At 68.9% G+C, this 21,795-nt stretch carries 23 protein-coding genes and 1 tRNA gene; 8 read left to right on the plus strand and 16 right to left on the minus strand.

From position 1 onward, the window contains the following. The first annotated feature begins 92 nt into the window (after nucleotides 1-92). Nucleotides 93-1,142, plus strand: coding sequence for an MBL fold metallo-hydrolase (locus NV401_RS11725; protein WP_261294609.1), 1,050 nt, complete (start codon nucleotides 93-95; stop codon nucleotides 1,140-1,142). Beyond that, complete coding sequence (locus tag NV401_RS11730; protein WP_261294610.1) at nucleotides 1,139-2,914, plus strand: sulfatase-like hydrolase/transferase; 1,776 nt, start codon at nucleotides 1,139-1,141, stop codon at nucleotides 2,912-2,914. The genes NV401_RS11725 and NV401_RS11730 overlap by 4 nt, the downstream gene beginning before the upstream one ends. A 42-nt stretch (nucleotides 2,915-2,956) precedes the next feature. Here NV401_RS11730 and NV401_RS11735 read toward each other — a convergent pair whose 3' ends face one another. The 5 genes from NV401_RS11735 to NV401_RS11755 form a co-directional block, all read right to left on the minus strand. Then, nucleotides 2,957-3,607 (minus strand): 2-hydroxychromene-2-carboxylate isomerase, encoded by a 651-nt coding sequence (locus tag NV401_RS11735; protein WP_261294611.1) that lies wholly within the window; start codon nucleotides 3,605-3,607, stop codon nucleotides 2,957-2,959. Beyond that, a complete protein-coding gene (locus tag NV401_RS11740) occupies nucleotides 3,604-4,014 on the minus strand; it encodes a DUF1330 domain-containing protein (protein ID WP_261294612.1) in 411 nt (136 codons plus the stop codon). The genes NV401_RS11735 and NV401_RS11740 overlap by 4 nt, the downstream gene beginning before the upstream one ends. Then, the gene (locus NV401_RS11745) at nucleotides 4,011-4,925 is read right to left on the minus strand and encodes a haloalkane dehalogenase (RefSeq protein ID WP_261294613.1); all 915 of its coding nucleotides are present in this window, start codon (nucleotides 4,923-4,925) and stop codon (nucleotides 4,011-4,013) included. The genes NV401_RS11740 and NV401_RS11745 overlap by 4 nt, the downstream gene beginning before the upstream one ends. Before the next feature lie 49 nt (nucleotides 4,926-4,974). Continuing rightward, complete coding sequence (locus NV401_RS11750; protein ID WP_261294614.1) at nucleotides 4,975-5,874, minus strand: formylglycine-generating enzyme family protein; 900 nt, start codon at nucleotides 5,872-5,874, stop codon at nucleotides 4,975-4,977. A 118-nt stretch (nucleotides 5,875-5,992) separates the two neighbouring features. Further along, the gene (locus NV401_RS11755) at nucleotides 5,993-6,295 is read right to left on the minus strand and encodes an SCP2 sterol-binding domain-containing protein (protein WP_261294615.1); all 303 of its coding nucleotides are present in this window, start codon (nucleotides 6,293-6,295) and stop codon (nucleotides 5,993-5,995) included. 290 nt (nucleotides 6,296-6,585) lie between these two features. Between NV401_RS11755 and NV401_RS11760 the strand changes: the two genes are divergently transcribed. Further along, complete coding sequence (locus NV401_RS11760; protein ID WP_261294616.1) at nucleotides 6,586-8,238, plus strand: sulfatase-like hydrolase/transferase; 1,653 nt, start codon at nucleotides 6,586-6,588, stop codon at nucleotides 8,236-8,238. A gap of 115 nt (nucleotides 8,239-8,353) precedes the next feature. Here NV401_RS11760 and NV401_RS11765 read toward each other — a convergent pair whose 3' ends face one another. Then, entirely contained in the window at nucleotides 8,354-9,175 is an 822-nt protein-coding gene (locus NV401_RS11765; RefSeq protein ID WP_261294617.1) for a helix-turn-helix domain-containing protein, read from the minus strand. Nucleotides 9,176-9,336: 161 nt separating this feature from the next. Here NV401_RS11765 and NV401_RS11770 point away from each other — a divergent pair, with 161 nt between their 5' ends. Further along, the gene (locus NV401_RS11770) at nucleotides 9,337-10,110 is read left to right on the plus strand and encodes an SDR family oxidoreductase (RefSeq protein WP_261294618.1); all 774 of its coding nucleotides are present in this window, start codon (nucleotides 9,337-9,339) and stop codon (nucleotides 10,108-10,110) included. Between the two features lie 77 nt (nucleotides 10,111-10,187). Here NV401_RS11770 and NV401_RS11775 read toward each other — a convergent pair whose 3' ends face one another. Next, nucleotides 10,188-10,961, minus strand: coding sequence for a DUF1206 domain-containing protein (locus NV401_RS11775; protein WP_261294619.1), 774 nt, complete (start codon nucleotides 10,959-10,961; stop codon nucleotides 10,188-10,190). A gap of 170 nt (nucleotides 10,962-11,131) precedes the next feature. Here NV401_RS11775 and NV401_RS11780 point away from each other — a divergent pair, with 170 nt between their 5' ends. Continuing rightward, nucleotides 11,132-11,629, plus strand: coding sequence for a hypothetical protein (locus NV401_RS11780; RefSeq protein WP_261294620.1), 498 nt, complete (start codon nucleotides 11,132-11,134; stop codon nucleotides 11,627-11,629). A gap of 22 nt (nucleotides 11,630-11,651) precedes the next feature. Here NV401_RS11780 and NV401_RS11785 read toward each other — a convergent pair whose 3' ends face one another. The 3 genes from NV401_RS11785 to NV401_RS11795 form a co-directional block, all read right to left on the minus strand. Continuing rightward, nucleotides 11,652-12,140 carry a hypothetical protein gene (locus NV401_RS11785; RefSeq protein ID WP_261294621.1) on the minus strand — a complete coding sequence of 163 codons (489 nt, stop codon included), beginning with the start codon at nucleotides 12,138-12,140 and terminating at the stop codon, nucleotides 11,652-11,654. Then, the gene (locus tag NV401_RS11790) at nucleotides 12,137-12,754 is read right to left on the minus strand and encodes a hypothetical protein (protein WP_261294622.1); all 618 of its coding nucleotides are present in this window, start codon (nucleotides 12,752-12,754) and stop codon (nucleotides 12,137-12,139) included. Before NV401_RS11790 ends, NV401_RS11785 begins: the two co-directional genes overlap by 4 nt. 83 nt (nucleotides 12,755-12,837) lie before the next feature. Beyond that, nucleotides 12,838-12,929: transfer RNA gene (locus NV401_RS11795), tRNA-Ser, on the minus strand. Nucleotides 12,930-13,100: 171 nt separating this feature from the next. On the opposite strand from NV401_RS11795, the gene NV401_RS11800 reads away from it, so the two are divergent. Together NV401_RS11800 and NV401_RS11805 are read left to right on the plus strand one after the other, a co-directional pair. Next, on the plus strand, nucleotides 13,101-13,874 hold the full coding sequence (locus tag NV401_RS11800) for a DUF1134 domain-containing protein (RefSeq protein ID WP_380817335.1): 774 nt from the start codon (nucleotides 13,101-13,103) through the stop codon (nucleotides 13,872-13,874). Between the two features lie 115 nt (nucleotides 13,875-13,989). Continuing rightward, entirely contained in the window at nucleotides 13,990-14,421 is a 432-nt protein-coding gene (locus NV401_RS11805) for a DoxX family protein (protein WP_261294623.1), read from the plus strand. A 9-nt stretch (nucleotides 14,422-14,430) separates the two neighbouring features. Here NV401_RS11805 and pyrC read toward each other — a convergent pair whose 3' ends face one another. Next, nucleotides 14,431-15,468 (minus strand): dihydroorotase, encoded by a 1,038-nt coding sequence (gene pyrC, locus NV401_RS11810; protein ID WP_261294624.1) that lies wholly within the window; start codon nucleotides 15,466-15,468, stop codon nucleotides 14,431-14,433. Between the two features lie 79 nt (nucleotides 15,469-15,547). Between pyrC and ygfZ the strand changes: the two genes are divergently transcribed. Further along, on the plus strand, nucleotides 15,548-16,249 hold the full coding sequence (ygfZ, locus tag NV401_RS11815) for a CAF17-like 4Fe-4S cluster assembly/insertion protein YgfZ (RefSeq protein ID WP_261294625.1): 702 nt from the start codon (nucleotides 15,548-15,550) through the stop codon (nucleotides 16,247-16,249). Between the two features lie 293 nt (nucleotides 16,250-16,542). On the opposite strand, the gene NV401_RS11820 is transcribed toward ygfZ, so the two are convergent. The 5 genes from NV401_RS11820 to NV401_RS11840 all read right to left on the minus strand — a co-directional run bounded on the left by NV401_RS11820 (nucleotide 16,543) and on the right by NV401_RS11840 (nucleotide 21,716). Next, complete coding sequence (locus NV401_RS11820; RefSeq protein ID WP_261294626.1) at nucleotides 16,543-17,676, minus strand: OmpA family protein; 1,134 nt, start codon at nucleotides 17,674-17,676, stop codon at nucleotides 16,543-16,545. Nucleotides 17,677-17,807: 131 nt separating this feature from the next. Next, the gene (locus NV401_RS11825) at nucleotides 17,808-18,308 is read right to left on the minus strand and encodes a DUF2793 domain-containing protein (protein ID WP_261294627.1); all 501 of its coding nucleotides are present in this window, start codon (nucleotides 18,306-18,308) and stop codon (nucleotides 17,808-17,810) included. A gap of 10 nt (nucleotides 18,309-18,318) precedes the next feature. Continuing rightward, nucleotides 18,319-20,475 (minus strand): phage tail protein, encoded by a 2,157-nt coding sequence (locus NV401_RS11830; protein ID WP_261294628.1) that lies wholly within the window; start codon nucleotides 20,473-20,475, stop codon nucleotides 18,319-18,321. Continuing rightward, nucleotides 20,476-20,910, minus strand: coding sequence for an NlpC/P60 family protein (locus NV401_RS11835; protein WP_261294629.1), 435 nt, complete (start codon nucleotides 20,908-20,910; stop codon nucleotides 20,476-20,478). It abuts the gene before it with no gap. Further along, complete coding sequence (locus NV401_RS11840) at nucleotides 20,907-21,716, minus strand: DUF2163 domain-containing protein (RefSeq protein WP_261294630.1); 810 nt, start codon at nucleotides 21,714-21,716, stop codon at nucleotides 20,907-20,909. Before NV401_RS11840 ends, NV401_RS11835 begins: the two co-directional genes overlap by 4 nt. Nucleotides 21,717-21,795: the final 79 nt, after the last annotated feature.

Genomic DNA, 21,795 nt, shown 5'->3' on the forward strand with positions numbered 1-21,795 from the left:
CATGCGAACAATGTTATGACACTTCGAGTGCCGACACAATGGCAGGAGCGCATTGCATGAGGCGGGGCAAGCGACGCATCGTTGCGGCGGCTGTGGTTCTCACGGCCGCCCTCTGCTTCGGCCTCGTCAAAGCGTTCCAGCCGCAACTCGGCGCAATGCTGCTCGAGCGGATGGTCGATCGGCGCGTCGGGCGCGACGTGCTGGCGGATCTGCCGGACGGCCTGCACGTCCTGCTCTGCGGCACCGGCTCGCCGCTACCAGATCCGACCCGCGCCGAGGCTTGTACCGCCGTGCTTGCCGGCCGCCACCTGTTCGTCGTCGATGCCGGTGACGGCGGCGCGCGCAAACTCGCACTGATGGGCGTGCCGCTGGGACGGATCGAGCGCGTCTTCCTCACCCATTTCCATTCCGACCATATCGACGGGCTCGGCCCGCTGATGCTGATGCGCTGGACCGGCAGCGCCGCGACAGCCCCGCTGCCGGTCGCCGGCCCGCCCGGCGTCGCGGCGATCGTCGCCGGTTTCAATGCGGCTTATGCCACCGACAATCGTTACCGTATCGCCCATCACGGCGCCGACATTGTCCCGCCCAGCGGCGCCGGAGCGATTGCGCGGCCGTTCGCGCTGCCGGCGGACGATGCCGCGCTGGTCTACCAGCGCGACGGCGTCTCGGTCACCGCCATCCGGGTGAACCATGCGCCGGTCGCGCCCGCCGTCGGCTATCGCTTCACCTATCGCGGCAGATCGGTAACGCTGAGCGGCGATACGACCTGGTCGCCCGCGCTGGTGCGTGCGGCCCGCGGCAGCGACCTGCTCGTGCACGAAGCGCTCCAGCCCAGGCTGCTCGTGCGGCTGACCGATCGACTTGCCGTGACAGGGCAGGCCAATACCGCGCAGATCACGCGTGACATCCGCAACTATCACGCCACGCCCGAACAGGCAGCCGATACTGCCCGGCGCGCGGGCGTGCGGCATCTGGTGCTCAATCACATCGTCCCGCCAATGCCGCTCGGTTTCGCCTATCCCGCCTTTCTGGGCGATGCGCACCGTCATTTCCCCGGCCCGATTACTGTCGGCGAGGATGGCATGCTGTTCAGCCTTCCGGCCGGCAGCACGACGATCACCCGGAAAGCGCTGCTGTGAACCGCGGCGTCCGATGCGCGCTGCTGCTCGCGGCGCTGTCCGCCGCCGCCCCGGTTGCAGGCGACCCCCGCCCCGCCCCACCGACCCGGCCGAATATCGTCGTGCTGCTCGTCGACGATTGGGGATTCAGCGACGTCGGCGCGTTCGGCAGCGAGATCCGTACCCCCCATATCGATGCGCTGGCGGCGCGCGGCGTGCGCTTCACCAACTTCCATGTCGCCGGGTCCTGCTCGCCGACGCGCGCCATGCTGCAGACGGGGGTGCGCAACCACCGCGCCGGCCTCGGCAACATGCCCGAGACGATCCCGGCCGAGCATGTCGGCAAGCCAGGCTATGACACCGTCCTCAACGACCGCGTCGTCACGCTCGCGCAAGTGCTGCGCGATCAGGGCTATCACACCTATTTCACCGGCAAATGGCACCTTGGCAAGACGCCAGCCAAGCTGCCGCACGCGCGCGGCTACGACCGTGCGTTCGCGCTGGCCGATGCCGGTGCCGACAATTTCGAGCAGAAGCCGATCATCGGACTGAATGACAAGGCCGACTGGAGCGAGAACGGCCGCCCGGCCGCGCTCCCCGCCGATTATTATTCCTCGACCTTCATCGTCGACAAGGCGATCGCCTATATCGACAGCGGCGCGCGCGGGCGCCCGTTCTTTGCCTCGATCAACTTTCTCGCCAATCACATCCCGGTGCAGGCGCCCGACGCCGATCTCGCGCGCTACCGCGACCATTATCGCGCCGGCTGGGACGCGACGCGCCGCGCCCGGCGCGCGCGGGCGATCGCGCTCGGGATCGTCCCCGACGGGAGCGCGATGGTCCGGATGGGAACGACCACGGCGTGGCCAGCGTCGCCCGAGGCGGCTACCGCAATGAGCGCCTATGCCGCGATGGCCGATGCGGCGGACCGCGAGATCGGCCGGTTGGTCGCGCATCTCAGGGCGATCGGCGCCTACAACAACACGATCTTCGTGTTCCTGTCGGACAACGGCCCCGAGCCGACCAACCCGCGTAACCGCCTGCTCAACCGCCTGTACCTCGGTGCCCATTACGATTTCACACCCGCTCGCGCCGGGCAGCGCGGCACGTTGACCGCGATCGGCCCGAGCTGGGCGAGCGCCGCCGCCGCCCCCTTGCGCGGCTACAAATTCACCGCCGACGAGGGCGGACTGCGCGTTCCCCTGGTGCTGGCCTGGCCGGGCAACCCGGCGATCGCCGCCGGGCATATCGCCAGCGCCTATACCGACGTCACCGATGTCGCGCCAACGCTGCTCGCGCTGGCCGGCCTGGCGCCGCCGCGCGCGCGCTATCGCGGCCGCGCGGTCGAACCGATGACCGGTGCCAGCCTCGTCCCGCTACTCGAGCGCAAGGCGGCGCAGGTCCACCCCGACGACCAGCCGATCGGCTACGAACTGTCGGGCAACGCGGCCTTGTTCAAGGGCCGCTACAAGCTGGTCAAGAACCTCCCGCCGACCGGTGACGGCAACTGGCGGCTGTACGACATCGTCGCCGATCCCGGCGAGACGCGCGACCTGACCGCTCGCGATCCGGCGCGCGCGCGCGCGATGCGCGCCGATTATGCCGTCTTTGCCCGACGCGACGGCGTGCTGCCGATGCCCCCCGGCTATACCGCGGACGAGCAGATCAATGCCAACGCCTTCGCCACCGTCGCCCTGCCGCAATTGAAGCGCGCCGCGGCGATAACCGCGCTGTCACTACTGCTGGTGATCGGCTGGCTCGTCTGGCGGCGCGCGCGTGCGGAGCGGCGATAAGCGGCGAGCGCGGCGGCTGGCGGCGCACGATGGCAGCGACGATCAGCGGCGCGCCAGCCCCTTTTGGCGCATGCGCCATTGCAGTTGATCGAACCGATCCTGCCCGAAGAACGGCTCACCCTCGAACACCATCAGCGGGACGCCGTAATGGCCGCCGACGCGTTGCGCCGCTTGGTTGGCGATGATCGCCGCATCGAGCCGGTCGCGCTCGGCGGCGACGACCGAATCCATTTCGGCCAGGTCGAGCCCGGCGCTCCCGACAGCGCGCGCGAGGTGATCCCCCGCGTGCCAGCCATCGACCGAACCGTCCCATAACAGCCGGCTGACCGCATCGAGAAAGGCGAGCCCGCGCCCGCGCTCCGCTGCGAGCTGCCCCAGCTGGCTGAGGCGGTAGATATAGGGCTGCTCGGCCGGATAGGTGCGCGTGGCGAAATCCATCACCACGGGATCGGGCACCGGCCAGCGGACCGGTATGCCGAGATAGGCGCCGCTGCGCGCCACGTCGCGCAGCAGATAGCCGAACCACAGCGGATCGACGTGCGCGAAGAAATCGGCCTGCCGCACCGCGATCGGATAGACCACGCGGACGGCGCAGCGCACGTCGTATTCCGCCTCCAACGCTACCAGACGCTGCGTCACCAGATACGAATAAGGCGAGCGGAACGACCAGTAGAGATCGTAAGCCAGCGTCACGGCAGCGGCGCCTGCGTCTTGATATTGAGCTGCCCCGCCAGTCCCGCGAGGCGATGGACGGCGATCGCCTGATAATCGGGATGCTCGACCATCGCGCGCATCGCCGCGAGCGAGGGATAATGCGCCAGCGCGACCATGTCCCACAATTCACCGACCTCGCCGATCAGCAGCCCGGTGACGGCACCGGCATGGCCCGGCCGCGCGCCGACCCGCGCAAGCTCCGCGCGCACCGCGACGGCATAGCGCATATAGGCTTCGGCGCCGGTCAGATGCGCATCGCGGCCATCGGGATAGTCGGCCTTTGCCTTGAACTTCAGGAGGTTGATCATCACGAACGGCCCCTCGGGGGCGCCGAAGAAATCGGTCACCTGCTGCGCGCTCGGCAGCACGGCGTTGACGACGTTCATGCGGTGGCTCCCGTTGCGGCAATGAAGGACAGGATCAGCGAAACGATCTCCTCGGGCTTGTCTTCCTGCAGGAAATGCCCGGCATCGGCGATCGTCACATGCGGCTGGCCGGCGGCACCGGGGATGCGATGCTGGAACGGGCGATCACCGCCCGCGGTGACTGGGTCGCGATCGCTGAAGCAGGTCAGCACCGGCCTGCCAAAGGTCTCGAGCACCGCCCAGGCCGCCTTGTTCTCGGCGACCGACGGATGATCGGGCGTGATCGGCACCAGCGCCGGGAACTGCCGCGCGCCAGCCTTGTAGCGATCGTCGGGAAACGGCGCGTCATAGGCGGCGATCTCCGCGGCGCTCAGACCGCGCACCGTGCCGCCGCTGACGATATGGCCGATCGGAAAGGTCGGGCTCGACTGGCTGAACGCGAGCCAGGCGTCGAACCCATCGCTGCTGCCCTCGCCGGTCGGCAGCCCGGTATTGGCGATCACCAGCCGGGCGAAGCGATCGGGTCGTTCGGCGACCAGCCGCAACCCGATCAGCCCGCCCCAATCCTGGCAAAACAAGGTGATGTCGCGCAGATCGAGCGCCTCGAGCCACGCCAGCATCCAGTCGACATGGCGCTCGTAGCTATAATCCTCGCGGGCGGCGGGCTTGTCTGATTTGCCGAAGCCGATCAGATCCGGTGCAACCACGCGGTGCCCCGCCGCAACCAACGGCGCGACGAAGCTGCGATAGAGATAGGACCAACTCGGTTCGCCGTGCAGCAGCAGCACTGGTGCGGCATCGCGCGGCCCCTCGTCGATCGCGTGGATACGCAGTTCGCCGCCATTGCCCGACGGAACGAGCGTGTAATGTGGGGCAAAGCGGTAATCGGCCAGATCGTCGAACCGCTCGTCCGGGGTACGCAACACCTGCATAGCACCTCCGTTCAATTGACACTCTCTGTGCCATAATATTGCGACACGGTCAATCGGGTGGTGCGCGGCGATTGTCGACGAAGCGCACGCCGATATGGTCGGTGCCGAGCCCGCGTTCCTGGAACTGCCGCGCCGCCGGGCGATAGCGCGCGCAGTAATTGGCGGCGCACAGATAGGATCCGCCTTTGATGACGCGCATGTCCGGCTGTGGTCCGCCCGGGCTGCGCGTCCATTCCCACACATTGCCGATCATGTCGTACAGGCCGTAGCGATTGGCCGGAAAGCAGCCGACCGGCGCGCGCCCGATATAGCCGTCAATGCCGAGATTGCGCCGTGGGAACACGCCCTGATAGACGTTGCCGATCGGCCCGCCGTCCGCAGCAACGGATTCGGGCAGCGTCGGGCGGCCGCCGCGCGCGGCATATTCCCACTGCGCTTCGCTCGGCAATTCCTTCCCCGCCCAGCGCGCGTAAGCGAGCGCATCGTCATAAGCGATCTGCACCACGGGCACGCGCGCCTGCCCGGCGATCGTCTCGCTCGGGCCCGACGGGTGCCGCCACTGCGCGCCGATGGCCCAGCGCCACCAGCGTGGATCGGCCTCGTTCGGCACCGTAAATACGGCCGAGCCCGGAATGCGCATATCGGCCGGCGTCCCGGGTGCAACCGGCGGCGCGCGTTCGGCCAGCGTGCGGTAGCCCGTCGCGCGCACGAAACGCGCAAATTCCGCATTGGTCAGTTCGTGCGCGTCGATCCAGAAGCCCGGTACGGCCACCCTGCGTGGTGGGCCTTCCTCGGGATAGTGCGGATCCTCGCCGATCGTGAAGCGACCGGCCGGGATCCAGCGCATCGGCGCGCCGGCCGCGCCCGCACAGACCGACACGGGCGGGGCGGACGGCGACGGCTGGCACGCAGCGACCGGCAGCAGTAGCAGGATCGCCCGTCCTCGCATGGCCTCTCCCCTTCGTGCTGCATGAATTGGCATAGCGCGCGCCACAAGACAATCGCCGGCGACAGCCTGCCCGGCAAGCGGCCTCGCGCGTCAATCATGCCCGGAAGCCGGGGCGAGGTTACGGCTTGATCTTCGCCAATACGGTTTGGAGCTGCATCGCCGCGCCCATATCGCCCTGAACCTTCAATTTGCCCTGCATGAACGCCATGGTCCCGCTGAGCTTGCCATCGGCCATTGCCAGGAAGTTGGCGAACGACATCCGGACGGTGGCATCGGCGGGTGCGTCGTCGGCGCCCACGCGACGATCGACCCCATCGAGCAGGATATGGCCATCGCCACCGAAATCGAGCCGCACCCGCTTGCCCGGCACGACCGCCATCGCCTCGGCCATGATCCGCGTCACCGTTGCCACATCGCGCATCGCATCGCTCCGATCTATCGACACTGAGCGTGCAACTATCTCGGGTGCCGCAAAGCGTCAATCCAATCGAGCCTTGCTCTGCTGACACAGCGGCGGGATTACCGTTCATCGGCGACACGCGCTGCGAACACGCCCGCTTGACAAGAGCCGATCATCCGCCATGATGATATTGGCATAGTTAACGCCAATACTATACCGGCAAAAGCCGGATCGGAGGAGGGTATGGCCGGTATCGCACCTTGGTTGCGCGTTTCCACGCACGTGCGGCGCGGCGCCGCCGGAGCGGCGGCGTGAGGTCGCGGCTGGCATGGCTCGCGCTGGTCGCGGGCGTGGTCGCCGCCGGCTATGGCGCGTTCGACCGCTACAAGATCGCGCTGCCCGGGCTGCTCAGCGAGTGGCGCAACCCGATCGCACGGTATCACCCGGTCGTCTGGTCGCGCGGGCCAGCCACGCCCGCTGCCGCACGCCCACCCAACGTCATCCTGATCGTCGCCGACGATCTCGGCATCAACGATATCAGCCTCGATGGCGGCGGCGTCGCCGGGGGAATCGTCAAGACGCCGCATATCGATGCGCTGGCCCGCGAGGGCGTCAGCTTCCCCACCGCCTATGCCGGCAACGCGACCTGCTCGCCGTCGCGCGCGGCACTGATGACCGGGCGCTACCCGACCCGCTACGGTTTCGAATTCACCGCGGTCCCGCCCGCCTTCGCCGGCGCCGTCGCGCATGTCGCGCAAGGCACGTCGCCCTATCCGACGATCTACCATGACGAACTAAGCCACGACGTGATCGACTATGCCGAGCAGGGCGTTCCCGCCGACCAGATCACCATCGCGCAACAGCTCAAGCGGCGCGGCTATCACACGATCCATCTCGGCAAATGGCATCTGGGCGAGGCGGATGCGCTCGCGCCGCACGCGCGCGGGTTCGACGAGACGCTCGGCTTCCGCGCCGGCGGGAGCAAATATCTCCGCCAGCGCGACCCTGGCGTGGTCAATGCCACGCTGCCCTGGGATCCGATCGACCGCTTCCTGTGGCCCAATTTGCCCTATGCCGTTCAGTTTAATAACGGCCAGCGCTTCGCGCCGAACGCGCACATGACCGACTATCTGACCGACAATGCGCTCGCCGCGATCGAGGCGAACCGCAACCGGCCGTTCTTCCTCTATCTCGCGTACAACGCGCCGCACACACCGCTACAGGCGACACGCGCCGATTACGATGCCTTGCCGATGATCGAGGATCACAAGACCCGCGTCTACGGCGCGATGATCCGCCAGCTCGACCGCAGGATCGGCGACGTGATGGCGAAGCTCAAGGCGCTGGGGATCGACGACGAGACGCTCGTCATCTTCACCAGCGACAATGGCGGCGCCTGGTATCACGGCATCCCCGCGCTCAACGCGCCGTATCGCGGCTGGAAAGCGACTTTCTTCGAAGGCGGCATCCGCGTGCCGCTGCTGATGCGCTGGCCGGGCAAGATCGCGCCGGGCACGCGATCGGCGACGCGCGCGAGCCATCTCGACATGTTCGCGACGATCGCCGCGGTGACCGGGGCGCCGGTACCGCGGGATCGGGTGATGGATACGACCGACGTGCTGGCCGGGGTCGTTCCCGGCCTGTCGCCAAGCACGCGAACCGCGCCGCTTTTCTGGCGCTCGGGCGCCTACCGTGCGGTGCGCGACGGTAACTGGAAGCTGCAGGTGACGGCGCGGCCCGCCAGCGTCCGTCTCTACGATCTCGCGAGCGACCCGACCGAGCGCGTCAACCTTGCCGCGCGGCACCCCGCGCAGGTCGCGCGGTTGCGCGCCGCGCTCGACCGGCACGATCGGGACATGGCGAAGCCGCTATGGCCCGGTCTGGTCGAAGCGCCGGTGCGCATCGACGTCCCGCTCGACATGCCCTGGTCGCCCGGCCAGGACTATGTCTACTGGACCAACTAGGCGGGCGCCCGCGGCAAGCCGCTGGCGCAGCAAACCGTCCGGCATTTGGCGATCCTGCCCCCGGATGTCTGAGGGGTGGACGTGTGGCGGCACCGGGCCTTGGTCACTCCGCGGGTTACGCCCGCAACGCGCCCGGGGTGAGCCCGTCCTCGCGGCGCATGATCGCCGTCAGATGGCTCTGGCTCGAAAACCCGCAGGCAAGCGCGATATCGGCCAGCGGCAGCACGCCACCGACGATCAGCGCCCGTGCCTGATCGAGGCGCAGCCGCATCAGATACTGGTGCGGGCTGGTGCCGGTGCGGCGCCGGAACGACCGCATCAGCTGGCTCGCCGATAGCGCGACCACGGCGGCCAGTGCCTCCAGCTTCACGCTTTCGGCAAGGTGCGCGACCATATAGTCGCGGACCTGCCGCAACTGCCGGTCCGAAAGACCGCCCAGATCCTTCTGCGGACGAGCGATGCCATAATGTTTGATGAGGTGGATGCCGAGCAGGTTGAGCAGCGAATCGAGCTCCAGGCCGGCCATCATCGCATGCGTGCCCGAACGAAGCTCGTCGCGGAGCATGCCACCGATCAGCGCGACGCGACGGTCGACGATCGGCAGGGCGTCCGCGTTGACGGTCGCGGCCGGCAGATCGAGGTCGGACTGGGCCACGCGGTCGAGCCAGTCCTGCGAGAGCGCGAACGCCGAGACCTCCTTGGGTTCGTGCCAGCGCGACCAATAGTCTGCCCCCGCCGGAACGATCTCGCACGCGCCGCTGGCGGCCGAAGCGCTGCGGACCCGCGTGCCGCCGAGCCGGGACTCGCGGTTGCTGAACGGCTTGAACGACAGGAGCACGAGATGATGTGGGATCGTCTGGCTGATCTCGTCGGCATCCCGCCGGTTCCACGCCGCCGTGCCGAACTCCGAACTGACCAGCCGTCCCCAATTGGGCACCGGCGCGTCCGCGGTGGCGATGTGCGGCGATGCGGCAGGCTGGGCTCTGGCATAAGCGTTCCTGCTCGCTGCATGCCGCTTTCCTAACAGGGATGCGGGTATCGTGAAAGCCGCGTCGGGCGCGGGCGCCTACTCCTTGGTCACCAACCAGGAGAATGACGATGACGACCACCGACCTCCACCAGCCCCTCGCCGGCAAGATCGCCATCGTGATGGGCGCGACGCGCAACCAGGGCCGCGCCTATGCCGTCATGCTCGCCCGCAACGGCTGCCGCGGCGTCGCGGTCCACTATCATGGCGAGGGTTCGCGCGGCGAAGCGGAAGAAACCGCGGCCGAGATCGCCCATCTCGGAGCGGAGCCCCTGCTGATCAGCGCCGACCTGACTCAGGTGGCGGACGTCGTTCGGCTGTTCGATACGGTGGAGCAGAAATTCCGCCAGCTCGATATCGTCGTCAACACCGTCGGCAAGGTGGTGAAAAAGCCGTTCGTCGAGATCACCGAGGCGGATTTCGACCAGAGCTTCGCGATCAACGGCAAGGCGGCCTTCTTCTGCATGCAGGAAGCGGCCAAGCGGATCGAGGACAATGGCCGCATCATCTCGATCGGAACCACGCTGCAGGCCGCGACCACCGGGCTCAACGCGGTCTATGCCGGGTCCAAGGCGCCGCTCGAGCACTTCACCCGTGCGCTCGCCAAGGAGATCGGCCACCGCGGCATCACGGTAAACACCGTGGCGCCCGGCCCGCTCAACACATCATTCTTCTATCCGGTCGAAACCGCCGACTCGAAAGCTTTCCTGTCGCATATGGCGCCCCAGAACCGGCTCGGCGAAATCGACGAGATTACGCCGCTGATCGAATTCCTGGTCGGCCCGGGTGGCGGCTGGGTGACGGCGCAGACGCTGTTCATCAACGGCGGCTTCATCGCCCGCTGAGCACCGGCGCGATCGCCGGCAAAGGATGCGCTGGCCGACGACCCGGTGATCGGGGGGCGGCCCGCGCGTCGCGCAGTTCAGCGCCGCGCGAGATCGGCCGCCGCAATATCGTGCAGCCGGCGGTAGCGCGCCTCGATCAGGCTGAACACGCCGAAGCCGAACAGGCCGACGCCGATCACGATGTCCGCCGGGCTGGTCAGCCAGGACAACGCCTGTGCCATGCCGCCGGCCTCGCTCGCCTGATCGTTCATGCCGGCCTTGAGCAGCAGATAGCTGCAGATGATGAAGACCACGCCGCGCGCGGCATAGCCGGCCCGGCCGCTCCACCGGGCCCAGGGCTGTGACGCGATCCGTGGTTCGAGATAATCGAGAAAGCTGCCCTTGGCCGCCTTGACCAGCTGGAGCACGCCGACGCCGAACAGCATGACTGCGCCGATCATCACCAGCAAGGTGCCACCGGGCAGATCGAGCGCGACCTGCGTGCCCGCCTCTGCCCCGTCGCCGCCGGTGCCGAGCCCGCGGATCAAATTCACCGCCTGCCAAGTGAGCAACAGATGGACCATCCCGCTGATCCCCGCGCCGATCCGCTCGACGATGCCCTTGCGATCGGTGCCGTGGCGTTCGATGTCGAGTGCGGCATCGGCCAGCCGCCAGATGCCATAGGCGCATAGGCCGACCGCCATCACCGACAGCAGCACGCGGCCGGCGCCGTTGCCGACATATTGCAGCGCGCCGGCCGGATCCTCCGCGCGGCCCGCGCGGATCACCAGGAAGGCGATGACGAGATACAGGATGCCGCGCGTGGCGAAGCCGATCCGGGTAAGTGTGGTCAGCCGAGCGCTGGCGTTCATGGCAATGGTCCCCTTCCCGCCCAAACGGCCTGTATCGGCATTACGTTCCTCAGCCGTCGACCCGGCCCATGATCCGCGCATCCCGCCACCCAGGTCGGCGATGTCGATCGAGGCCGACACGCCGCCGCCGGCTGGCGCGCGACGCCGCGATACCGCATGGCGAACGGGATATGATCCAGTGCTTCCCATCCGGCGTCGCGATGCTGCTTGCCGCTACCGTAACCGTCGCCGCGGCAGCCGCGCCGCCGGCCGTCCATACGCCCGCCCCCGGCAGCGCCGAGCGCACCGCGATCGTCAGGACGCTACACTCCGGCGACGCCAATCCCCGATCGCGCTTCACGTTCCGCGCCTTTCGCGTTCTTGCCTCGGAGCCCCGGGCGATCGCCTATGTGCGCGCCGACGGCCCGGTCGGTAGCTTCCAGGCGCTGCTGCAGCGCGACGGCCAAGGTGCGTGGCACAAGATCTGGGGCGAGAGCGATGGCGGCAGCAACAGCTGCGATGTCGGCGCACGCCACTATGCCTGGGCAGCTCGGCTGCTCCGCACCTACACCGCCACGCCCGACGCGATCTTCCCCGGCCTCGTCGCCCGGACCGAAACGTTGCGGCGCATGGCCAGGACGGCCCCCGGTCTGCAATGCGTGGGCGATTTGGAGGGCGGCCCCGGCTGATCGCCGCGCGCGACCATCGCCGTCAGTGTGCGGCCGCCGCGCCCGATGCGGCCTCCACCACCGCCGCCCCCTGGTCCGCCATCTGCCGGCACAGCGTCCGTTCGGTCGATTGCTGCGCCCGGGCATTGTCGGCCAGCGACATCGTCTGCCCCTCGCCCAGCTCTTCGGGCCGGTCGCGGTTGCTCGAGTTCATCAGGCCGATCACCTGCGGCCCGACGATATGACCGCGCCGGCCGACGGCCTGCTGCGCGCGGGCCTCGGCCGCCACCGCCATCCCCGCGATCGTGGCGGTGACGGACCTACGGCTGTTGGCGACATCCCCGGCGTCGGCGAACCGCTTGGCCGCGCAATATTCCATCAGCCCCAGACGATTATAGACCGCGCCGAAGGCGGCCTGCAGTTGCCGGTCGGTCGGAAGCTCCTGCGCCTGCACCGTTCCCAGCGACACGGCACCGGCGAGCATGCCGCATGCCACGCACCCGGCAATGCCGCGCGGCCCGCCCCGGCTCACAGCGCCGTCCCGTCCTTGTCGAGCAACTCGAGCCGGTAGCTGCAGCCGTAGAAGGTCTTGCCCGGATGCGTCGTCGCATTGGAGATCGTCCGCGCGACGACGAAATGGCTGCCATAACCGTCCTCCGCTCCGGCCGGCTCGGTGACATCCGTCAGGATGCGCTCGCCCATGAACTTGCGGAACGGCAGCGCCGCCTCGGCCTGCGGACGGGTCATCGTGCCGGTGGCAGCAAGCGCGGCGATCATCGGGTCGGCGGACATGGCGTTGTCGATCCGTTCGGCGCGCGCGATCGTCGCCGGGTCGGGCAGGTCGAGGATGGCAAGGATAGCATTACCGGTGAATCCGATGCGGCGCGTGCGATACGCGCCGGCGACGGTGATCGCGGCCGGCAGCTCATATTCCTTGATGAACGCATTGCGCGACGCGATCGCTTTCCAGCGGCGTTTCCGCGCCAGCTTCTCCTCGCCGTCGAGCGCGAGCGCGAACTGCATATAGTGCGGCACATCGAGACGGCAGTTGATCGCATCGAGTTCGGACGTCCGCGCCGGACCGTCCTCTGCGGCGTCGGCATGCTGAACGGCCAAGGCCAGCGTCAGGGCAAAGAAAAAATCCATCCGCCCTCATACCCTCGTCAACGGCATTAGCCAGACGATGTACCGCGCACCCGCGGGGCGTCGGGCAATGTTGAGGAAGATGGTGGCGGAGACGGAGAGATTCGAACTCTCGGTACCCTTTAAGAGGTACGACGCTTTAGCAAAGCGTTGGTTTCAGCCACTCACCCACGTCTCCGGACCTGGCGGCAAGCGGCGGCTATAGCGAGCGCAGCGGGCGTGATCAACCGTCGGTTGCACATCATCCGGCGTAAAATCGACTCTGTCTGCCGCCCGGGGCAATATCGTTCATTGCCGGTCAAGCCAGGAAGGCGCTAGTCGCTGGTTCTGGGCGCCGGGGGAGTAGACCATGGGCAGACTGTTTTCGACGATCGTGATGACTGGACTGATGATCTGTGCCGGCCCCGGCACGGCGCAGGAGGTACGCACGATCGATCCCAACCAGGCGATCGACGCCGACCTCTCGACGCCGCGATCGCCCGATTATCGGCCGCCCGCGGCGGCGCCGCAGAGCCCGGCCTATCCGCCTTATGATCCGCAAGGCCCGCGCGTACCCGCCACGACTCCGGCCGCGACGCTCGATACGCAGCAGCAGGATGTCGCACGCGAAGGCGCCACGGTCGAAGCCGCGCGCGGCGAGACGTTCAGCCGCACCGAATTGCTCAGCGCCGCCGAAGGTACGCTCGGCAAGGGTACGGCCGGGCTGGCCGGCATGCTGGAAAAGGTGCTCGAGGAACAGGGCGAGCCCAATGCCTATATCGCCGGGCGCGAGGCCGGCGGCGCGTTCGTCGTCGGGCTGCGCTACGGCCAGGGCGAGATGTTCCACAAGATCGAGGGGCAGCAGCCGGTCTATTGGACCGGCCCGTCGGTCGGCTTCGATATCGGCGGCGATGCCAGCAAGGTGTTCGTGCTGGTCTACAATCTCAACGATACCGAGGATCTGTACCGCAAGCGCTTCGCCGCGGGCGAGGGCCGCCTGTTCTTCGTCGGCGGTGTCGCGGCGAGCTATCTGCGCATGGGCGACAAGGTCGTCATCCCGATCCGGCTCGGCGTCGGCTGGCGGCAGGGCGTGAACATCGGCTATATGAAGTTCAGCCACAAATCGAAGTGGTTCCCGTTCTGAGCGCAGCGCGGCAGGCGGCAACGCGCGCCTGACTCGCGCAAGCGCGGGCGGCGGGCGTCAGCCCGGCCGACGGCGTGGGCTTTGCCCACGCCCGCCCGGCGCGTACACTAACCGCATGCCCCCATCCCCCGCCCGCCGCGCCGAACGCACCCGCACGATCCTCCGTTGGGTGCTTGCCGCCGCGTACCTCGTCGCCGGCATCGCGCACATTGCGATCCCACGCCCGTTTCTCGGCATCACTCCGGCCTGGGTGCCCTACCCCGCACAGGTCATCCTGTTCACCGGCGTCTGCGAACTCGCCGGCGCGCTCGCATTGCTCACCCCGCGGCTGCGCTGGTGGGCCGGCGTCCTGCTCGCCGCCTATGCGGTGTGCGTCTATCCGGCCAACGTGAAGCACGCGATCGACCAGGTGCTGGTCGCCGGCAACCTGCGCAGCCTGTGGTATCACGTCCCGCGCCTGGCCGCGCAGCCGGTGATCGTGTGGTGGGCGCTGTTCGCCGGATGCGTGATCGACTGGCCGCTCGCTCGCCGCCGCGCCGGCGCCTAGCCGCGGCGTTCAGTCGACCAGCTGCCAGGCGAGTGTCTGCCCGGCATGGAACGGCACCACTGCCGTCTCGCCCGCGCCGAGCAGATCGGGCACCGTCACGGCGCGCCGCTCGAGCGTCACCGTGCCCTCATTGAGCGGCAGGCCGTAGAAACGCGCGCCATGTTCGGAGGCGAAGCCCTCGAACCGCTCGAGCGCGCCTTCTTCCTCGAACACGGCGAGATAGCTTTCCAGCGCATAGGGCGCGTTGAAGATGCCGGCACAACCGCACGCCATCTCCTTGCGCTCGCGGACGTGCGGCGCGGTGTCGGTGCCGAGGAAGAATTTGGCCGATCCCGATACCGCCGCCGCGCGCACTGCAAGGCGATGGCGCTCGCGCTTGACCACCGGCAGGCAGAAAGCGTGCGGCTGCAGCCCGCCGGCGAACAGCGCGTTGCGGTTGAGATGGAGATGCTGTGGCGTGATCGTCGCCGCGACGGTCGGCCCGGCGGCGGTCACGAAATCGACCGCTTCGGCGGTGGTGATATGCTCGAGCACGATCTTGAGCGCCGGAAAATCGCGAACCAGGTGCCCGAGCGTGCGATCGATGAACACCTTTTCACGATCGAAGAAATCCACCTCTGGATCGGTGACCTCGCCGTGGATCAGCAGCGGCATGCCGATCCGCTGCAGCGTCTCCAGCACCGGGCCAAGCGCGCGAATGTCGGTCACGCCGTGCGCCGAATTGGTCGTCGCATTGGCGGGATAGAGCTTGCATGCCGCCCACACGCCGGTTTCAAACCCGCGCGCGATCTCCTGCGCGTCGGCCGCATCGGTCAGGTAGCAGGTCATCAGCGGGGTGAAGTCGCTGCCCGCCGGGAGCGCCGCCAGAATGCGGTCGCGATAGGCCGCGGCCGCCGCCACATCGGTCACCGGCGGGGACAGGTTGGGCATGATGATCGCGCGGGCGAACTGGCGCGCGGTATAGCGCGCCACCGCGCTCAGCATCGCGCCGTCGCGCAGGTGGACATGCCAGTCGTCGGGGCGGCGGATCGTCAGGCGCTCGGTCATGGGCCGGGCCTAGCGTGCGGCGGCGCAAATCGCCAGTCGCGTATTGCCGCTGCCCCCCGCCCCCCCTACCTCAAAGGGCATGAACGCCACCACCCTCACCGATCGAGCCCTGCTGCGACTGTCCGGCGAGGACGTTCGCGGCTTCCTGCAGGGCCTGCTCACCGCCGACGCCAACGGGCCGTTCCCGGCCTGGTCCGCTCTGCTCAGCCCGCAGGGGAAGGCTTTGTTCGATTTCATCCTGTGGGCCGATGGTGACGACGTGCTGATCGATGGCGAGGCCGATCAGGCCGATGCGCTCGCGCGCCGCCTGTCACTCTATCGCCTGCGCCGCCCGATCACCATCGCGCGCGACGAAACGCTGGCGGTGCACTGGTCGCGCGACCCCGGCCAGGGCGTCCCCGATCCGCGCCTGCCCGAACTCGGCTGGCGCTGGCTTGCGCCGGCGACCGCGCCGGCCAGCGGCTGGCAAGCGCATCGCCTGTCGCTCGGCGTCACCGAAGGCGTCGCGGAGCTCGGGAGCGACAAGACGCTGTGGCTCGAATGCAATGCGCGCGAGCTGGGCGGGGTGAGCTTCACCAAGGGCTGTTATGTCGGACAGGAAAATACCGCGCGGATGCATCACCGCAGCAAGGTCAACCGCCGCCTCGTCGTCGCGCCGCTCGCTGAGTCCGGCGACCGCACGCGGGCGACTTATCCCGAGCTTGGCCTGATGGTCGAGCATCGCCGAGTCGAGGCGCTGGGCGATGCACTGGTCCCCGATTGGCTCGCCGCCGCGCTGTAGCCGGCGTGTCGGGATCATGGTGCCACGCACGACGGCTGCACCATCACGTACAGTCCGCCACGGACCATCATCGAAAGCATCGATATTCTCGCATCGTTCCCCTGCGAAAGCAGGGGCCCAGGGGCGCCAGCGCAGCGCCTCGGCGATGAACTCCTGCTTGAGCAGGAGGACGACGTCTGTTCAGCGCCCCCGGTCGCCGCTGCCGACAGTGTCTTCCGCCAACACTGGACAAACAAAAGGGAGGCCGGCTTTCGCCGACCTCCCCATCGTTCTAGCCAGGCTAGGTTTGGAGCTTACTGCCCCGAACCCGGACCGTACTGGATTTCCACACGACGGTTTTCCAGCTCGCGAACGCCATCGGCGGTCTCGACGCGGGGACGGCTTTCGCCGAATGCCGACGTGCTGATCACTGCTTCCGGGATCGAGCGAGCCGTGAGGTACGACTTCACCGAATCCGCGCGACGCTGCGACAGACCGACGTTGTAGCTTGCCGAACCCGACTTATCGGCGTGGCCGGCCAGCATGACCTGCGTGTTGCCGCAATTCTGGTACTGCGAGATCGCGCCGTCGAGCAGCGTAGCTGCCTGTGCCGTGATGTCCGACTTATCCCACTCGAAGAACACGATGTACGGTCCAGGAGCGCAGACCACTTCCGCAACCGGCGGCGGCGGCGGAGGAGGGGGAGGAGGCGGGGGCGGCGGCGGCGGCGGCGGCGGCGGTGCTGCCGGTTCGCCGAAGTTGTAGGTCAGGCCACCCAGGATGCTGTGCGAGCGGAAACGACCTTCGTACGCACGACCCGTAACATCGACCAATGCAACGTCGTCGACGTTGAAGAAGCGATACTTGAGCGTTGCGTCGATGCGGCTGCTGAGCGGTGCACGAATGCCTGCCAGACCCTGCCACGCGAAGCGCGTGTCGGAATCGTTCAGGAAATCGCCACGGTCGCTGAGGCCGACACGCGCCTTGACGCGCGCGACGCCGACGCCGCCGCCGACAAAGCCCTGGATGCCGTCATCGTCGCCGAAGTCGAGCAGAGCATTGGTCATGAAGCTGAGCGCCGACGTACGGCCCCCGGCGACATTGTACGTGTTTGCCGGCCGCGACACTACCGCACCACTGGCAAGATATTCCGGCGTGGTTGCCGTCGAGCTGTAACCGTCAAGAGTCGCGCTGCGATAGCCGACTTCTGCCTCGAGGCGGAACGCCCCGAAATCGTAGCCGATCACGCCGTCGACGTCATAGCCATAGTCATGGTTGACCGTGCCGGTGCCCGTGGCAGCGGCAGTGGTACCGGTGATGTCGTAGTCGATGTCTTCCACGATCATTGCGCCACCCTCGACGCCCACGTACCACGAATTATCGCGTGCGAGGGCAGGTGTGGCCAGTGCAGTGGAGGCAAGCGCCATTGCGATGGCAAGCTTCCGCATAAAAATCCCCTTTCGTCGTTGTCACTCGGACAGCGCAAACTCACTACCTAACAGTTGGTTTCCACGCAAGCGCACAAATTCTGCGGGCTGTTGCCCAAACGCAACAGAAATGGGGCTGAAACGGTCCGGTTTCAGGGGAAAATAAGCCCGTGATTGCGCAGCGCGGCGAGCAGCGCCGAAAGCGCCGCACGCGCCTCAATATCGATCACATCGCCCCCCGCGGGGTCGGGCACGCCTGCCTGGCGGGGTCCCAGCACGCGCGCACCATCGACCGATACCCGAGTCGCGGCGATCTCGCCGATCCGCCACGTGCCGCCCGCATAACACGCGGCGATCGCCCGTTCCCGTATCCACACGGTCATCCCCTCGATCGGCGCGACGAACCGCCAGCCGCCCTCGGTCCAGCCGGCGAGGGAATCGGCATGCCCCGCCCAGTCACCGGTCGGCGCCGGGCCGACCACCCAACTGGCGCCGGGCTCGGGTGCCGCCGGCGGACTGTCGACCGCAAAGCCGGTCACCGCCGGGTGGAGCAGCAGGTCGATCAGCGCGAGCGCCTCGTTGTGCGTCAGTTCCTTCTGTGCCTGTCCGGCGCGCAGCGTCGGCAGCCGCAGCCGCGCGGTGGTGTCGCTCATCTCGCTCTCCTCACAAGGCCGGCAGCGCGATCTCGGCTGCCGGCGATTCGCCGAATGACCCAATTTGGCGGACCTGCAGCGCGACCGCCGCCGCGCGGTCCGCTGCGGTCACGGTCAGCTCCGGCACGGTCGTCTCGATCGCCCGCCCGGCGCCGCCGATGAGCGTCACGCGATAGGCTTCGCGTTCCTCGCCGAGCGGCGCGTCGACGCCGTCGATCCAGCGCCACCCGGCGCGGCTGCGTCGCACCCAGCGCAACCGCACATCGCCGTCGCCGATCGACTCCAGCGCGAGATGTACCGGTGCCAGTGGCAGCAGCGATCGGCCCGGCACCGTGGCCGTGACGGCAACCGGCCCCGCAACGTCGCCGATGCCCGACGCCAGCAGCCGGACCGTCGCGCCGATGCTTGACAGCGGCAGCTCGATCACGCCGGCCGTCGCCGCCTCGAGCAGCACGAAGCGATCGCCGGCCGCCTGCAGGGCCATCGCGCCTTCCGTCCCGCGCCGCCCGCGCAGCAGCTCGCTGATCCGCCAGCGCCGCGCTCCGATCTGTGTCGCCTGCCCGAACTGCAGCAGTTCGTCACCGACCAGCGCGATGTTCGCCCCGGCATCCAGCGCCGCCGCGTCGGCGCCGGCCAGGCTCATCCCCTCCTGCGCCAGATCGACCTCGATCGTGTTGATCCGGTCGATCAGGTCGCGCGGCCCGATCCCGGGCACCGACGCCAGCACGCCCAATGTCGCCACGCCGGTGGTCGCCCCGGCCGGCAGCCAGCGCGCGCCATCGTCCAGGCTGTAGAGCAATGCCGCGCCGCGCCAGCCAGCCTCCGTCCCCGCCGCCGCCACGGTCAGCCGCGGTGCGCTCGGCAAGCTATCGTCGAGCGGCGGCAGCTCCGCGGCGTGCAGGATCGTCGTCCCCGCCACCGCGTCCGGCGCCGGCAGCACGCGCCCCGGGCTCGCGCTCGCCGGTGCGGTCGCCGCCGCCAGCCGCACACAGTCCAGCGTCAGCACATCGTGCTCGAACGACCAGGAAGCGACGCGGTACACGCCCGGTGCCCCGGCGATCGCCACGCACGCCCCCGGCGTCACGCCGAGCGCGGCCCAGCCGAGCGCCAGCGTGCGCCGCTCGCGCCCCGCCTCGCCGCGCGCCAGCTCGGCCGCGGCGATCGTCTTGGCGGTGTCGGCGGAGACCGACGCCGGCAGCTCGATCCGCGCCACGCGCTGCCCCGCGCCCGGCCGCCGCGCCTGCTGCAGCCCGGTCTGATAGTCCCGCGCCGCATCGTAATGCGCCACCGTCACGGTCTGCGCCACGCCGTCGAGCGCGCCGAACGCACGCACCGCTTGCGCGCCCGGCCGCTCCCCCGCGCCACAGCCGGCATCATCGAGCGTCGCCTCCACCGCCCGCCCGTCGCGCAGCACCAGCGTCCGCCCCGCCGGCACGAACCACGCGCCGCTCGCCGCCCCCAACAACTCGAGCACGCCGCGCGCATCGCCGTGCGCGGCGAACCCCGGCAGGCTGAGCGCGACCGTCCCGCCGACCAGCCCGTCCGATACCGCCGCGGCGATCACCCCCACCGGCACCGGCGCGGCATCGGCGATCACCTCGAAGGTCAGCGATGGAATGCGATTGCCGTAATCCGCCAGCTGCAGATGCTCGAACACCGCATAGGCGATCCCGCGATGCGCCGGCGCCAGCGCGCCCTCCGCCGCGGCGATCAGCGGATCCACCGCCTGGTCCTCGCCGCCCCGGTGCAGCCGGAACCCGGTCGCCGCCTTGAAATCCCCCGCCGCACCGCGCAGCAACTTGCCGTCCGCCCAGATCCGCCCGACGCCGGCGATCGGCCGGCCTGACAGCGCCACCGCGAACGACGCCGCATAGCTGTAATTGGTCACTTTGGGCTGGCCCTTGCCCGCGCTGCTGGTCGATCGGCTTTCGATCAGGTCGGTCGACCAGATCACGCAGCCGCCGATCCGCATCGTGCCGAAGACCTGCGCGATCGACGTGCCATAGCTCGACGTCTGCAGCGCCAGCTCGGTCAGCCGTGCCCCCTGCCGCGCCTTCGGCGCGAACAGCAGGTTGCGGTCGATCTGCTGCCCGACCAGCGCGCCGATCGACGCGCCCACCGGGCCGCCGACGATCCCGCCGACCACGCTCAGCACCAAGGTCGCCATCTATCCCTCCCCCAGCACGATGCCCCGGACCGGCCCGTCGTCGATCAGCGCCCAGGCCGCGAGCAGCGGCCAAGGCGGCACGCCCGGCCGCTCGACCACGCGGCGCAGCAGCGCATCGGCGTGGTAGATGCCGTCCGCGCTCTTGATCGCGAGATGGAACTGCGCCGGCCCGACCGCGAACAACAGCAGGTCGCCGGGCTGCGGCCGGTCGGTGCGCAGCAGCGCGGCGCGATCGATCAGGTCCAGCATGCCGCCCGCCGTCCCGCCGCGCAGCGCATAGCCTGCCGGAATCGAATCCGTGCAGCCGCCCGCGCGCAGCGCCAGGCCTGCGAGCCCGACGCAATCCAGCCCGAACCGCGGATCGCGCCCGTGCAGGCGATATCGGGCGCCCACCGCGCCGCGCGCCGCCGCCACGGCCCTTGCCCGCGCGCTCATGCCCCGGGATAGCGCGTCAGCAGGTCGATCCCCGGCAGATACGGCTCGCCGCGGAAGTTCGCCACGTTGCCGAACCGTGCGCCGCACGTCGCCAGGCTTTTGTCGCAGCCCTCGATCAGCTCGACCAGATCGCCCGCCGCCGGCGCTCGCACCGGCTCGGCGCGCAGCGTCAGCATCGTGCCGGCCGATGCGGCGATCGCGCTCTCCAGCCCGGAATTCTCCCCCCCGATCCAGCGCAGCAACCCGCCGCCATAGGCATCGGCCAGCGGCTCCGCCGCATCGACGGTCACGCTCCGCGCGGTCCACGACGTCACCCGTGCGAACCGTCGCCGCCCCGCCAGCGCCACGCGGCAGCGTTTGTCGCCCAGCGCAGCGCGGCATTCCGGCGAGGTCTCCTCCGCCACCGGCCGGTCGAGCGCCGCGCTCACCCCGCGCAACTCCGCCGAAAAACCGCCATTGCGGGTCTCGACCGCGCCGATCACGCCGTCGCCCAGATCGACCCGCCCCGCCGCGCCGCTCCAGTCGACCGCGAACACCATCACGCGCGCACCGTCCCAGCGCCCGGCCAGCAGATCGTCTGCGCCGATCGCCGCACTGGTCAGCGCGCCCGCGACATCCATCGTGTCCGCCTCCAGACCGTCGCTGCGCTGGATCGCCGACGGCACCATCCCCGGCGCGGCGCGATGCACCAGCCCGTCGACCGTCAGGTCGCGGTCGTGATCGGTCAGCCCGATCGCCACCCCGTCGCGCCGCTCGATCCGCCAGCACAAGGCGATCGTCGTCAGCTGCCCTTCGAGGAAAGTCATCGCGTTACCCCCGCTGCTAACCGTCATTCCGGACGTGATCCCGGATCCATCCCACCCCAAGCGCCACGCATGGTGTCGC

It is taken from the genome of Sphingomonas hylomeconis, assembly GCF_025370105.1.
Taxonomy (GTDB): domain Bacteria; phylum Pseudomonadota; class Alphaproteobacteria; order Sphingomonadales; family Sphingomonadaceae; genus Sphingomonas; species Sphingomonas hylomeconis.